Source organism: Flavobacterium sp. 2755, assembly GCF_031455715.1.
In the GTDB taxonomy this organism is placed as follows: domain Bacteria; phylum Bacteroidota; class Bacteroidia; order Flavobacteriales; family Flavobacteriaceae; genus Flavobacterium.
In genome coordinates this window covers 170,108-184,746 of the sequence record NZ_JAVDTG010000010.1, presented here as the reverse complement: position 1 = coordinate 184,746, position 14,639 = coordinate 170,108, and the positions used below count along the sequence as shown (strand labels likewise).

The window sequence follows — 14,639 nt, the reverse complement described above, 5'->3', positions numbered from 1 at the left end:
AAAGAAAAAGCCCGAGTTTATCACTCGGGCTTTTGAAATATTAATAATCGTAAGATTACATTACTAACGATTTATTTGAAGGCGCAAACTTAGTCAAGTTAATACCGTCTACAGCTGTTGTATATTCAGCTAATGTTGGGGTTCTACCTAAAATTGTAGATAAAACTACAACCGGAGTTGAAGAAAGTAATGATTCTCCTTTTTTACCATCAGCATCTTCTACTACTCTTCCTTGGAAAAGACGAGTTGAAGTTGCCATTACTGTATCTCCTTTTGTTGCTTTTTCCTGATTACCCATACATAAGTTACAACCTGGACGCTCTAAGTATAGCATGTTTTCATATTCTGTACGTGCTGCACCTTTTGGAGCATTATCGTCGAATTCGAAACCTGAGTATTTTTGTAAAACTTCCCAGTCACCTTCAGCTTTAAGCTCATCTACTATATTATAGGTAGGCGGCGCAACAACTAGCGGTGCATTGAATTCAACTTTACCGTTTTGTGCTTCTACGTTTTTCAACATTTGAGCAAGGATTTTCATATCTCCTTTGTGAACCATACAAGATCCGATAAATCCAAGATCTACTTTTTTCACTCCTCCGTAAAAAGAAAGAGGTCTGATAGTATCGTGAGTATATCTTTTAGAAACGTCAACGTTGTTTACGTCTGGATCGGCAATCATTGGCTCAGAAATTTGATCCAAATCAACTACAACTTCAGCATAATATTTAGCATTTGCATCTGGAGTTAAAGCTGGTTTCTCAGCAGATTTAATCTCTGTAATTCTCTTATCAGCTTTGTTGATTAATCCTTGAAGAACACGTTTCTCATTATCCATACCTTTATCGATCATGATCTGGATTCTGCCTTTTGCAATTTCCAATGATTCGATTAAAGTATCATCTTCAGAAATACAGATAGAAGCTTTAGCTTTCATCTCTGCAGTCCAGTCTGTAAATGTAAAGGCCTGATCCGCAGTAAGTGTTCCAATGTGAACCTCAATAATTCTACCTTGGAAAACATTTTCTCCACCAAATTGGTGAAGCATTTGCGCTTGTGTAGCATGAACCACATCACGGAAATCCATGTAACCTTTCATATCTCCTTTGAATGTCACTTTTACAGATTCTGGAATTGGCATTGAAGCCTCACCAGTAGCAAGAGCAAGAGCAACAGTTCCTGAGTCAGCACCAAAAGCAACACCTTTTGACATTCTTGTATGAGAATCACCACCAATGATGATAGCCCACTCATCAATAGTAATATCATTAAGTACTTTATGGATAACGTCTGTCATTGCATGATAAACACCTTTTGGGTCACGAGCTGTGATCAAACCAAAATCGTTCATGAATTTCATCAATTTTGGAATGTTTGCCTGCGCTTTTTTATCCCAAACCGAAGCTGTGTGACAACCTGATTGGTATGCACCGTCAACGATTGGTGAAATTACTGTAGCAGCCATAGATTCTAATTCCTGAGCAGTCATAAGACCTGTAGTATCTTGTGAACCTACGATATTAACTTCTACACGAACATCAGAACCAGCGTGTAATACTTTACCTGCAGGCACACCAACAGCGTTTCTGTTAAATATTTTTTCTACAGCTGTAAGACCTTGTCCTTCAATAGAAATTTCTTTTGATGGAGCAAAAACAAGAGGAGCTTCAACATTTAAAATTTTAGCTGCTAATGTTTGAAGTTTTTTACCAAACACAATAGCATATGAACCACCAGCTTTAATGAATTCCATTTTTTGAGGCGTAAATGCCTTAGAAATATCAATTAATTCTTGATCGCCATTATAAAGTTTTTTCTCTTTAATATTGATTGTTAAAACTGTACCTGTTTCAACAGAATAAGTTTGCTCTAAAATTGGTTCGTCGTTTTCATTACGTAAAACGTTACCATTTGCATCAACCTTTTTAACCCAGTTTTTAAGGTCTAAACCAATACCACCGGTAACATCAACAGTTGTTAGGAAAATTGGAGAAATTCCGTTTGTTCCACCAACAATTGGCGCGATATTAACGAATGGAATATATGGACTCGCTTGTTTTCCTGTCCAAAGTGCCACGTTGTTTACACCTGACATTCTAGAAGATCCTACTCCCATAGTTCCTTTTTCAGCAATCAACATCACACTTGCATCAGGATGTTGTGCTTGTAAAGCTTTAATTTCTTGCTGCGCCTGAGGTGTAATCATACATTGACCATGTAATTCACGATCTGAACGAGAGTGCGCCTGATTACCCGGAGAAAGTAAATCTGTTGAGATATCACCTTCACCAGCAATAAAAGTAACCACTTTAATTGTATCTGCTACTTCTGGAAGTTTTGTAAAAAACTCAGCCTGAGCATAACTTTCAAGGATTTCTTTTGCAACTGCATTATTATTTTTGAATGCCTCTATTAAACGGTCTGTATCTGCTTCATAAAGGAAAACTTGTGTTTTAAGAACTTTAGCTGCTTCTTTTGCAATAGCAGCGTCATTTCCTAAAGCTAAATCAAGCAAAACCTCTATAGAAGGTCCGCCTTTCATATGTGATAATAATTCAAAAGCAAAAGCTGGTGTAATTTCTTTTACTACAGCTTGCCCAAGAATAATTTCTTTTAAAAACTTTGCTTTTTCACCAGCAGCACTTGTTGTTCCCGGTAAAGTATTGTAAATGAAAAATTTAAGAGAATCTTCTCTATACTCGTTATCTAAATCTTTAATTTGTGCAATAATTTCGCTTAATAATTCAGCGCTATCGATTGGTTTTGGGTGAAGTCCCTGATTTTTACGTTCTTCAATCTCTTGGATATAATCCTTATAAATATTCATAATTAAGGCAGATTTATTTTTTTGTTCGCAAATTTAATCATTAATGCGGATAATTAAAAATAATATAATAGAAGTCGCCTTTTCAAAAATTATTATTGTTAAAAAACGATTTTCACTGCTTGTTTTTGTCAAAATATTAATTTTGTATTAAAAAAATGAATTATTGATATTTTAAAATCTTTTCTTTAACAAAGTCGAAATTTGGCGTTATAAAGTAAGTGAGATTTTACCTCTATTTTCACAAAGAATCTTTCTAAATAAACAATTATAACGTTATAGTTGCGATTTTTGACGTCTGTTTTTAGTCTTTTTCCCGAGTTAAAGTTTTATCAAATTTCACCTTAAAAAAAATTGCACAAAACAATTGTAATTCAATTTTTCTATTAACTTTGTAATTCAAAGTTCTTTTAAAAATAAAACTCTATGAAAAACAAATTACAGTTATTTAAAGAATACATTCAAAATGAAGGAGTCATAATGAGCTTAGTTGTTTCATCACTTTGCTTGTTTTTACTCTGCATTATATTAATTTGTTCCGCTTTCGACTCGCGCGGTGCAGAGCCTTTATGCGTAATAAGTCTAATATTTGAATTTACTTACTGCGTTACACTCTCTTTTTTTCTTTTAAGAAAAAGAGAAAAATATGTTCATTTACTTCCTTTTTTGTTTTTAAACTGGCTTATTGGATGTTTTTGTCTTAACGTTTTCTTCTCTATTTTTGAAGATCTGCCAGTTTGGGTTTACCTCATTACTTTGACTTTTTGCATTTCAAATTTCTTTATCTATTCTACACAAAACAAAAGCAATACTGCCCTGGCTCTTTTCTTTATTAATGGATTATCTTATTCATTAATACTATATTACGCTTTATATCTCTTACCTATTACATTACTTTCAGTAATTGGAATTATAGTTTTAGGAATAGGATTTTACGGCTTAGTTCCGGCAATAATTTCAATAGGACATTTAATACGATTAGTAAAGTTGTTTGAGGAAGACAGACAATACTTTATTTCTTTTGCCTCTGGTATTTTAAGCGTATTAATAGCTTTGTTTGTTTTTACTTATCGACTGAATATTGAAAGTGAAAGAATCAGCCAAAACGAAATTGCAAAATCATTTGATTATAATGATGATTTACCAGCTTATATTAAGATTTCACAGCATTTAGAGCCTAATTTTTTCAATGAAATTTTACTTAAAAAAGGCATTGTTTACAAAAGCAGTGATGATTTCTTTAGTTTTAGAGGCCTGGATTCATTTGGAAGTTCTAAGTATAATGAGAGAAAAGTTCACAACCCGTTTATAAACATTGCTTATGCTTTTTGCAACGAACTTAATTTAAGTACTGATGACCGAATTAATATTCTGAAATCAAATTTTGACAAAAGATTAGAAACAGAAGAACAATTATGGAGCGGCGAAGATTTGTTTACCAAAGACATTAAAGAAGATGTAAAAATTTATCCTGAAGCAAGATTAGCCTACACCGAAATTACGATGAATATTGCCTGCGAAAAAGAATCCTGGCAAGACAAGGAAGCAATTTACTATTTTCAGCTTCCTGAAGGTTCTGTTGCCACTTCACTTTCTTTATGGGTAAACGGCATTGAACGTAAAGGTGTTTTAACGACCAAAGAAAAAGCTCAGGCAGCTTATAAACAAATTGTTGGAATAGAAAGCCGTGACCCCTCGTTGATGCAATGGAAAGAAGGAAACAAAATTGTGGTTCGTGTTTTTCCTGTAAATTACGAAAAACCCCGAACTTTTAAATGTGGTTTTACTACTCCTTTACAAGCGGGTAATAATGAAATGAAATATCAAAGTCTTTCGATAAAAGGCCCAAATATTTCAAATGCTTCTACTCTTTCCCGAATTCAGATTACAGGCGATGCAAAAGTCAGAACAAGCAAAGACTTTGAGTTTAAAAATAATTTTTATGTTAACGAATCAAAAGGATTAGATGACTGGGAAGCTGCCATACCTTTAAATAAAATCAATTCGAGTTCATTTACATGGAAAGATAAGACCTATAAAGTAAAAGAAATCCAAAAAGTGAATGTTCCATTTACTGCTTCAGAAATTATTTTAGATTTAAACAGCAGCTGGACATTAAACGAGATAGAATCATTTGTCAACTTACCACAAAAATCAATTTATGCATACAGCGACAAAGAAAAAAAGGAAATAACTAAAGAGAACTTCAAAGAAATTCAATGGGAATTTAAAAACCTTCATTATTCATTATTGCCGCTTTATAAGATTACTAAAAACAGTTTGATTATTACTAAATCTGGTGCATTTTCGGCCAATTTTGAAGAACTAAATGAGTCTCAATATTTAAACAAAATAAAAACAGGAACCAAACAGCAAAATTTAAAAGTGATTAATATTTCCGGAGAAATTAATCCGTTTTGGCAGACTGTGAAAGAGCAAAAATATCTTGACTATTATCAGGCTTCTCTTCAAAAGAGTTTACAAATGATAAATCAAAATCAGTTTGTATTGTACAAAACCGATGAAAACTCAGTTAATATTGAACCTGCAAACATTTCGATTCAGGAAACGGCCAAAGACAGTATTTCTAAAAGTAATGGCCCAAATCATATTTACAGAATGTATGCTTTTGGAAAAGTTTTAGAAGAACAAGTTAAAATTCAGAATGATACTTTAGCCGCAAATAAATACGTACCCCTTGCCAAAGATGCCAATGTGGTAACACCAATTTCGTCTTTAATTGTTTTGGAAACGGATGCCGATTATGAAAATAACGGAATTGAGAAAAATGTGGATACTCTTGGCAACGCTTCAATTAAAAATGACGGTGCGGTTCCGGAACCTCACGAATGGGTAATGATTATTATTGGACTGACTACACTTTTATTTTACTATCAAAGAAACAAAAAACAAAAAGCTTAATGAAAGTTTTACTGCAGTCACACGCCAAATTAATCGCTATTCTTGCTACAATTATGCTCATAGTTCTAAACTATAGTATTGTATCAACAGGATTAGACAATAATTTTTTTGGCGTTATATTTTCTATTTTACTATTTCTTTACGCAGGAAGAAAAACTGCTTTAAAGATTAGTTATCCGCTGCTTGGATTAATTTTTTTATTAGAATTTATAAGTTTCAGACTGCATACAAAGTCTTTGCATTTTCATGCACTTTTGTTGTTTGCCTGTTTTGTTTATTACAGCTTTACCCAAAAGTTTTCTTTTATCGCTTTTATCTGTCTCTTTTTGTTTTCGTCAATTTTTGATCAGTTATTCAACTATTTAACTGTCGAAATAAAACAAGCGCTTTGTTACGGAGTGTATTTAACATTAAAAAAATTCATTCCGATAACTAAAATTGAAGGCGTTAATTTCTATATCAATAATGCAAAAATTTCTATCGATACCGCTTGTATGGGGTTATCGATGTTTAAAACGGGATTATTATTTGGTGCTTTTTTATTGACTTTAGAAGAACGTAAAAACCAAAAGTATTTCAACATTCTGGAAATTTTATTATTTTGCTGTGTAATAGTAGTTCTGAATATTATTTCAAATTATTTCAGAATCATTACTTTAGTTTTATTCAATTGTACTGAAGAAAATATACTGCATCACACTATTGGAATTATGTGTTTTGTATTTTATCAAATTGTTCCTCTTTTATTTCTAATACGATTCTTTAATCCCAAAAAAGAAAGCATAGCCGGCAATTCCTTTTTTCCAAAACTTTTACCAATGATAATTGCTGCCGGAATATTGTTTATTACGAGTTTAGAAATTAAAAAGGAACAAAATTATTCGCTGTTAGAAAATCTCAGTCCTAATTATAATATTAAAAAAGGAGTTTGGGTCAATAATGAAGTTTTTAAGATTGCAGCGCCAGAAACCTTAATTTATATCAAAACACCTATTCACAAGCCTTTAATTTGCTGGACAGGAAACGGATATAAAATCATTGAGTCTAAAGAAATCATGAGAAGTAATGAAAAAATATGGCTCACAAAATTAGAAAAGAATAATATTAGATATTTCTCTTATTGGTGGTACGAATATGACAATAAAAAATACACGTCGCTTACAGAAGTTTTACTGCTAAAACTTTTTCACAACAAAACGGTACGGTTGATAAACGAAACGAGTATTAAAGAATTGAAATAAAAAAAAGCCTGATTAAAAATCAGGCTTTTTAGATATATCTTACATCAGCTTTTTAATAATAACTTCTTCCGTTATTCCTTCAGCGTCTGCTTTGTAGTTTTTAATAATTCTGTGGCGTAAAATTCCGGTTGCCACTGCTTTTACATCTTCAATATCCGGCGAGAATTTACCGTTGAAAGCTGCGTGAGCTTTTGCAGCCAAAATCAAGTTTTGCGAAGCTCTTGGCCCTGCTCCCCAATCCAGATAATTTTTTACAAAATCGTTTGACAAAGCATTATCAGGACGTGTTTTACTTACTAAAGTTACTGCATATTCAATAACATTATCGGCAACAGGAATTCTTCTGATTAAATGCTGGAAATCAATAATTTCCTGCGCTGTAAATAATGGGTTAATTTCTACTTTATTATCAGATGTAGTTTGTTTTACGACTTTTACTTCTTCTTCAAAAGTTGGATATTCTAATTTAATAGCAAACATAAAACGGTCTAATTGCGCTTCCGGTAAAGGATAAGTTCCTTCCTGCTCAATTGGGTTTTGTGTTGCCAGTACAAAATAAGGCAAATCTAATTTGTAATTTTGTCCTGCAATTGTAACCGAACGTTCCTGCATGGCTTCCAATAAAGCTGCCTGTGTTTTCGGAGGCGTTCTGTTGATCTCATCAGCCAAAATGATATTAGAAAAAATTGGCCCTTTTATGAATTTAAATTGTCTGTTTTCATCTAAAATTTCACTTCCTAAAATATCCGAAGGCATTAAATCCGGTGTAAACTGAATTCTTTTAAAATCTAAACCTAAAGCTTGAGATAAAGTATTAATCATTAAGGTTTTTGCCAAACCAGGAACTCCTATTAAAAGAGCGTGTCCTCCAGAAAATATACAAAGTAAAATTTGGTCAACAACGGCATCCTGCCCTACAATGATTTTTGCTATTTCGTTTTTTAATTCGTTGCGTTTCTGAACTAAGTTATGAATTGCTGTTACGTCAGACATTTATGAATATATTTTAAATTAAAAAGAGTTAGTTAAATGAATTCATAAAACTAACTCTTTTTCTTTATTTAATAAAAATTATTTTTTCAACCAGTTATTAGCAAACGTACAATCTCTGTACTCTCCAATGATTTTAATGTACGTATCTTTAATTTTAGTATCAAACCATTTTGCAATTGCGTTGATTTGTTTTTCTTTTAATGCTAATTCTTTAATTTTCGTGTAATCCTTAGCATAGTCAGCAGTATGTTCGTCGATTCTGTTGGTAACAGTAATCAGTTTATACGTTTTTTTACCTTTATCATCCGTATTTAAAAGTGGCTGAGAAACTTCATCATCTTTTAAATTAGAAACCTGACCATATAAAGTTGGATCCATTTTAGTTAATTCAAAACGAGTATCCTGAGTATTTGGATTTATTAAAGTTCCTCCGTTTGCTCTAGTTTCTTTTTCGTCAGATTCTGTTCTTGCAGCCTCTGCAAAAGTAATTTGCTTGCTTACGATTTTCTCTCTAATATTTGCCGCTCTTTCTTTAGCTTCTTTCAAAGCACTTTCAGAAACTACAGGAGCAATTAAAATATGTCTTAATTCAACTTCCTGTCCTTTTATTTTGTCAACCATTATAATGTGGAAACCAAAAGTAGTTTCAAATGGCTGCGAAATTTCACCTTCCTGCAAACTAAATGCTACGTCTTTAAATTCTTTTACGAAAGGCGTTTTACGTGTCATTTTATAATAACCTCCATTTGGCGCAGATCCCGGATCCTGAGAGTACAAAACTGCTTTTGTAGCAAAACTTGAACCTTCTAAAACATCTTGTCGAATAGCGTTTAATCTATCTTTTACTTTTTGTTTGTCTTCATTAGAAACTTTAGGTTCAGTAACAATCTGTGCTACTTCCATTTCAGCTCCAAAAGTCGGCAATTCATCTTTAGGGATTTTTTTAAAGAAATTACGAACTTCTTCTGGAGTAATTTCTACATCTTTTACAATTTTATCTCTCATTTCTGAGGCTAATTTTTGCTCTTTTAAGATGTCAGCAAAATACGTTTTAAATTCTTCTACAGAACTTTTTTTATAGTATTCAACTACTTTATTGATATCTCCAACTTGTTGAATCATATAATTCAAACGCTCTTCCATCATTCCTCTAACTTCAGCATCACTTACAATAATACTATCCTGAATGGCCTGATGTGCGTATAATTTATCTTCTAAAAGTTTACCAAGCATTTGGCATCTTGTAATATCTTTAATATTACCACCCTGACTTGCAATCTCTAAATAACCTTTATCAATATCAGAATCTAAAACAATATAATCTCCAACCGTAGCAATGATACCGTCAATTTTTTGTTTTCCGCGTACAGTATCTACCGGCTTTTCGGCTACAACATCCTTAATAATTTCCTGTGCTGAAATTATTGAGTTGAAAAAAAATAAAAAACACATTGTTAAGACTACCTTATAATCAATTGTTTTTAGTTGCAATTTTTTTAATGACATTATTTTAAATTTAATTTTTGGATGTAAAGATCTGTATTCTAAAATTTAACTGGCTATTATTTATTTTCAAAAGCGATTCTGAAAAACTAAATAATGAACTTCTGTTTTCTTTTATAAAACGAACAAAAATAACAATTCAATTACATAATACAACTATCAGCCATAGTATTAACAAAAAATTATGTGGATCGTATTTAAATTCACGATAAGAAGTTTAATTCTCCAATCTTTTTCTTTTTTAAAAAGCTGTTAACTCCAAAAGAGTCAAAACAATTCTAGCTGATTTTCAAGCCTCTAAAAAAAAGTTTTAAACACTACAACGTTTTCGTTGTAAAACTATTTTCCTACAAAAACAAATCGAATCTAAAAACTCCTACTTTAGATGCGTTATTAATAATTTATAGCTGCAAAAAATAAGAATATCTTGTTTTTAAAGTGCTAAAATTAACAATTTCAAACTTTATTAATTTAACCTTAACCACAATCTATTATGAAAAAACCTATTGTAAGATTATTTTTTCTTACTGCAATTACAACCTTTTTGTATTCTTGTACAAATGAAACGAATGATGTTGACGCTAAAGCAGAAAGTCAGCAATTTAAAATTATCAACGTGACTCACCACGATGGAAAACCTTTTAGCACCGGCGCTTCTTTATCTTCCCCTACAGGAAAATATGTAGACAATCCGGGCGGAGGCGTAATGATGCAGGCTTTTTATTGGGATGTTCCTGCGGGCGGAAATTGGTGGAATACCGTAAAAGGAAAAGTGACTGCCTGGGGAAATGCCGGAATTGGCTCTATCTGGCTTCCACCCGCTTCTAAAGCTCAAAATGGAGCATTTTCTATGGGATATGATCCAACGGATTATTTTGATTTTGGAGATTACAATCAAAATGGTAGTACCGAAACCCGTTTTGGTTCTAAAGCAGAATTAGTAAGCCTAATAACGTCTGCTCACACCGAAAACATAAAAGTGTATGCCGATATCGTAATTAATCATAACAGCGGCGGTCAATCTGAAGCAAATCCATATACAGGCACTAGCACGTGGACAAATTTCAGCGGTGTTGCTTCTGGAAAATTTACACGTAATTATAATGACTTCTATAAAAACAGCTACGGAAATAACGATGAAGGATCTTTTGGCGGTTTCCCTGATTTATGCCATGCAAACCCTCATGTTCAGGACTGGCTTTGGCTGAGAACTGACGGAGTTGGTAAATATTACAAAAATACCATGAAGTTTGACGGCTGGAGATTTGACTACGTAAAAGGATTTGGCGCGTGGGTTGTAAATTCATGGAACGCTAATGTAGGCGGATTTTCGGTTGGAGAATTATGGGATTCAAACGTAAATATATTAAATGACTGGGCAAATGCTGCAAACAGCTCTGTTTTTGACTTTGCATGTTATTATAAAATGAATGATGCTTTTGATGGCAATAATCTGGCGCTTTTGAATGATGATATGATGTGGAAAAGAAATCCGTATAAAGCGGTGACTTTTGTAACGAATCATGATACAGATGAAATTTGGAGCAAAATGCTGGCGTATTCTTATATTTTAACTCACGAAGGTTATCCAACAATTTTCTACAGAGATTATGAAGAATGGCTGGATAAAGCGAAATTAAACAACTTGATCTGGATTCATAACAATAAAGCAACAGGTACAACTTCTATTTTATATTCTGATAATGACGAATATGTGGCAAGAAGAAACGGTTATAACGGAAATCCAGGATTGGTGGTTTACATCAATAATTCTGATGCTTGGCAGGAAAGATGGATTCAAACCAATTGGGCCAATACTCAGATTAAAGATTTTACAGGAAATTCGACTTGGTACCCAACAACTCAGGCCGATAAATGGGTAAAAATTCAATGTCCGCCAAAAGGATATTCTATTTGGTCAATTAATCAATAATTTATTTTTCGATATCAACTTAAGGCTGTTTTTAAAAACAGCCTTATTTTTTTATAAAAAGTATTGTTTTGAAAACTTATCACTTTCAATTTAAGAACTGAATATTTTTATTAAGCCGTAATTAATAGTACTTTTGCAACCTATTTATACAAAATATGAGCTTTTTAAAAGAAATACAACGCAGAAGAACATTTGGAATTATATCGCATCCCGATGCCGGTAAAACAACATTAACGGAAAAATTATTGTTATTTGGAGGGGCGATTCAGGAAGCTGGAGCTGTAAAAAATAATAAAATTAAAAAAGGAGCAACGAGTGACTTTATGGAAATCGAACGCCAGAGAGGTATTTCGGTTTCGACTTCTGTACTTGCTTTTAATTATAAAGATAAAAAAATCAATATCCTTGATACACCGGGACACAAGGATTTTGCCGAAGATACTTTTAGAACTCTTACTGCTGTTGATAGTGTAATTGTGGTTATTGACGTTGCAAAAGGGGTTGAGGAACAAACGGAAAAATTAGTTGCTGTTTGTAGAATGCGTAACATTCCGATGATTGTTTTCATCAATAAATTAGATCGTGAAGGTAAAGATGCTTTTGATTTGATGGATGAAGTGGAACAAAAACTGGGATTAAAAGTTACGCCATTAAGTTTCCCTATTGGAATGGGTTATGATTTTCAGGGTATTTATAATCTTTGGGAAGAAAATATCAATCTTTTCAGCGGAGACAGCCGTAAAAACATCGAGGAAACTATTGCTTTCTCTGATGTTCAAAACAATCCTGAACTAGATAAAATTGTTGGGCAGAAAGCTGCCGAAAAACTCCGTGAAGAACTAGAATTAATTGATGAAGTTTATCCAAAATTTGAACGTCAGGATTATTTAGATGGAAAAATTCAACCTGTATTTTTTGGTTCTGCATTGAATAATTTTGGAGTTCGCGAATTGTTAGATTGTTTCGTAGCGATTGCTCCTTCACCAAGACCAAAAGATTCTGAAACTCGTTTGGTTGATCCTGCAGAAGAAAAAATGTCTGGTTTTGTATTTAAAATTCACGCTAACATGGATCCGAAACACCGTGACCGTTTAGCTTTTATAAAAATTGTTTCCGGAACTTTCGAAAGAAACAAACCTTATTACCACGTTCGCCAGAAGAAAAATTTAAAATTCTCAAGTCCGAATGCCTTTTTCGCAGAGAAAAAAGAAATCGTTGATATTTCTTATCCCGGCGATATTGTTGGTTTACACGATACAGGAAACTTTAAAATTGGTGATACTTTAACAGAAGGCGAAGTAATGAGCTTTAAAGGAATTCCGAGTTTCTCTCCGGAACACTTTAGATACATCAACAACGCTGATCCGATGAAAGCTAAGCAATTAGAAAAAGGAGTTGATCAGTTAATGGACGAAGGTGTAGCGCAGTTATTTACTTTAGAGATGAACAATCGTAAAGTTATTGGAACTGTTGGAGCACTTCAATATGAGGTAATTCAATATCGTTTAGAACACGAATACGGTGCAAAATGTACTTACGAAAACTTCCCTGTTCACAAAGCTTGCTGGGTAAAACCTGATGATGCTAAAAATGAAGAGTTCAAAGAATTTAAACGTATTAAACAAAAATTCCTTGCGCACGATAAATATGGTCAGCTGGTATTTTTAGCCGATTCTGACTTTACAATTCAAATGACACAAAGTAAATATCCAAGTGTGAAATTATACTTTACTTCTGAATTTGATTAATCACTTCTTTAGAAAATACAAAAAGGCTGTCTACTATTAGACAGCCTTTTTTCATTACAATCCCCAACATTTTGTTTTATTGATCTGTATAATTAATTCCTAATCCGCCGGCAATAAAAATTTTAGTCAGCTCATCTGCATCAACAATTATATTTTGTGATAAAACATTATTTTTAACTGCTTTTATAGTAAAAGGTATTTCTTTTGAAAGATAATAATCGCTTCCTGAAATCGTAACTATTAGCGTTTTATTAGCTTTTGCAACTTGCGCTGTTATAGTAAATTCTCCCGTTTTTGGATTTACTTTCACAGGAGTTTCTGAACTATTAACAGATAACATTAAATCTGGATATGCTTCTTTGTTAAAAGGTTTATGTGTTTTTGCTTCTAACAATTTTCCTTTTATTGTTATCGAAACTTCTTCATTTACAGTTTGGTTATAAGCTACTTTGCCTAATTTGTACATAGGCTCTGCACAAACTTTTTCGATTTTAACAGGCTCTTTTTCTTGTGCAGTAAGATTTGAGGCAAGTAAAACAGTTGCTGCAACTGCTGCATATTTTAAAGTATTGATTTTAGAAATCTCACTATATTCAAATTTTTCTTCAAGCTGCGTTGTTTTTAATCGTGCACAAATGTTTGCATCTTTATTTCCTGCAATAAATCTGGCAACTTCAGAATTCGTTTTTTTACTTAAATCAATTACATTTTTCATGCATGAATCACAAAATGAACCACCTGCATTAGGAATCATTTTATCAAAATTTTCAGAGCAAGGATTTTTTATTTCTAAGGTGAATTTCTTTTTCATACTATACTTTATTTAAGTTAAAAACCTTTTGTAATGGTTCTTACTTATATAGAGTACATTTTAAATAAAAAGGTTGGGAAGCAATCAAAATATTTTCAAATTATAAATTGATTTATTCATTTTTAGGCATAAAAAAAGCGCTAATTTGATTAGCGCTTTTTTTTAATTTGAATTAAATCAACCTTACTAAGTCATTATATTTCAAAAATTAATCTTTCATAGGCAGAGCCAAATTAGAACAATATAACCACGAAGGAAAATTTAGTCGATTAAAGTATATTAAATCAGATTAACTACATTTATTGTAACTCTACAGCAAAAAAAAGCCCCATTAAAATGGGGCTTTAAAATTTATGCTTGTCCTGCCGGACCAAAATTAAGCGGTATTGGTGCTTGTTCCGTTTCTTTGATTTCGCCGTGAGCGGCCTCAAATCTATGGATATTTTCACCTATTGCTCTTAATAATCTTTTAGCATGTTGTGGTGTCAAGACAATTCTTGACTTTACCTTGGCTTTAGGAATACCCGGCATAATGCTGACAAAATCTAAAACAAACTCTGATGATGAGTGATTGATAATCGCAAGATTAGAATAAATTCCTTCTGCAATACTTTCGTCTAACTCAATGTTAATTTGCTCTTGTTGTTGTTTCGGATTACTCATA

The 14,639-nt window shown here is 32.6% G+C and carries 9 protein-coding genes; 4 read left to right on the top strand and 5 right to left on the bottom strand.

Translation table 11 applies throughout. The features are described 5' to 3' along the window. Nucleotides 1-55 precede the first annotated feature (55 nt). Complete coding sequence (locus J2Y38_RS20715; RefSeq protein WP_309846392.1) at nucleotides 56-2,827, bottom strand: bifunctional aconitate hydratase 2/2-methylisocitrate dehydratase; 2,772 nt, start codon at nucleotides 2,825-2,827, stop codon at nucleotides 56-58. Between the two features lie 423 nt (nucleotides 2,828-3,250). Between J2Y38_RS20715 and J2Y38_RS20710 the strand changes: the two genes are divergently transcribed. Next, complete coding sequence (locus tag J2Y38_RS20710) at nucleotides 3,251-5,746, top strand: XrtN system VIT domain-containing protein (protein WP_309846390.1); 2,496 nt, start codon at nucleotides 3,251-3,253, stop codon at nucleotides 5,744-5,746. Next, the gene (xrtN, locus tag J2Y38_RS20705) at nucleotides 5,746-6,987 is read left to right on the top strand and encodes an exosortase N (protein ID WP_309846389.1); all 1,242 of its coding nucleotides are present in this window, start codon (nucleotides 5,746-5,748) and stop codon (nucleotides 6,985-6,987) included. The genes J2Y38_RS20710 and xrtN overlap by 1 nt, the downstream gene beginning before the upstream one ends. A 39-nt stretch (nucleotides 6,988-7,026) precedes the next feature. On the opposite strand, the gene J2Y38_RS20700 is transcribed toward xrtN, so the two are convergent. Both J2Y38_RS20700 and J2Y38_RS20695 read right to left on the bottom strand, forming a co-directional pair. Further along, a complete protein-coding gene (locus tag J2Y38_RS20700) occupies nucleotides 7,027-7,980 on the bottom strand; it encodes a MoxR family ATPase (RefSeq protein WP_309846385.1) in 954 nt (317 codons plus the stop codon). 78 nt (nucleotides 7,981-8,058) lie between these two features. Beyond that, the gene (locus J2Y38_RS20695; protein WP_309846383.1) at nucleotides 8,059-9,486 is read right to left on the bottom strand and encodes a peptidylprolyl isomerase; all 1,428 of its coding nucleotides are present in this window, start codon (nucleotides 9,484-9,486) and stop codon (nucleotides 8,059-8,061) included. A gap of 490 nt (nucleotides 9,487-9,976) precedes the next feature. Here J2Y38_RS20695 and J2Y38_RS20690 point away from each other — a divergent pair, with 490 nt between their 5' ends. Together J2Y38_RS20690 and J2Y38_RS20685 are read left to right on the top strand one after the other, a co-directional pair. After that, the gene (locus J2Y38_RS20690) at nucleotides 9,977-11,416 is read left to right on the top strand and encodes an alpha-amylase (protein ID WP_309846381.1); all 1,440 of its coding nucleotides are present in this window, start codon (nucleotides 9,977-9,979) and stop codon (nucleotides 11,414-11,416) included. A gap of 155 nt (nucleotides 11,417-11,571) precedes the next feature. After that, nucleotides 11,572-13,164: a peptide chain release factor 3 gene (locus J2Y38_RS20685; RefSeq protein ID WP_053472300.1), complete on the top strand. Its 1,593-nt coding sequence runs from the start codon at nucleotides 11,572-11,574 to the stop codon at nucleotides 13,162-13,164. A 76-nt stretch (nucleotides 13,165-13,240) separates the two neighbouring features. Here the strand turns inward: J2Y38_RS20685 and J2Y38_RS20680 are convergent, their stop codons facing one another. Both J2Y38_RS20680 and J2Y38_RS20675 read right to left on the bottom strand, forming a co-directional pair. After that, the gene (locus J2Y38_RS20680; protein ID WP_309846379.1) at nucleotides 13,241-13,975 is read right to left on the bottom strand and encodes a hypothetical protein; all 735 of its coding nucleotides are present in this window, start codon (nucleotides 13,973-13,975) and stop codon (nucleotides 13,241-13,243) included. Between the two features lie 351 nt (nucleotides 13,976-14,326). Further along, nucleotides 14,327-14,638 (bottom strand): DUF3467 domain-containing protein, encoded by a 312-nt coding sequence (locus tag J2Y38_RS20675; RefSeq protein WP_053472302.1) that lies wholly within the window; start codon nucleotides 14,636-14,638, stop codon nucleotides 14,327-14,329. Nucleotide 14,639: the final 1 nt, after the last annotated feature.

Coding starts and splice junctions, on each gene's coding strand:
- J2Y38_RS20695 (WP_309846383.1), bottom strand. CDS start 9,486: ATGTCATTAAAAAAATTGCAACTAAAAACAATTGATTATAAGGTAGTC.
- J2Y38_RS20690 (WP_309846381.1), top strand. CDS start 9,977: ATGAAAAAACCTATTGTAAGATTATTTTTTCTTACTGCAATTACAACC.
- J2Y38_RS20710 (WP_309846390.1), top strand. CDS start 3,251: ATGAAAAACAAATTACAGTTATTTAAAGAATACATTCAAAATGAAGGA.
- xrtN (WP_309846389.1), top strand. CDS start 5,746: ATGAAAGTTTTACTGCAGTCACACGCCAAATTAATCGCTATTCTTGCT.
- J2Y38_RS20715 (WP_309846392.1), bottom strand. CDS start 2,827: ATGAATATTTATAAGGATTATATCCAAGAGATTGAAGAACGTAAAAAT.
- J2Y38_RS20700 (WP_309846385.1), bottom strand. CDS start 7,980: ATGTCTGACGTAACAGCAATTCATAACTTAGTTCAGAAACGCAACGAA.
- J2Y38_RS20675 (WP_053472302.1), bottom strand. CDS start 14,638: ATGAGTAATCCGAAACAACAACAAGAGCAAATTAACATTGAGTTAGAC.
- J2Y38_RS20680 (WP_309846379.1), bottom strand. CDS start 13,975: ATGAAAAAGAAATTCACCTTAGAAATAAAAAATCCTTGCTCTGAAAAT.
- J2Y38_RS20685 (WP_053472300.1), top strand. CDS start 11,572: ATGAGCTTTTTAAAAGAAATACAACGCAGAAGAACATTTGGAATTATA.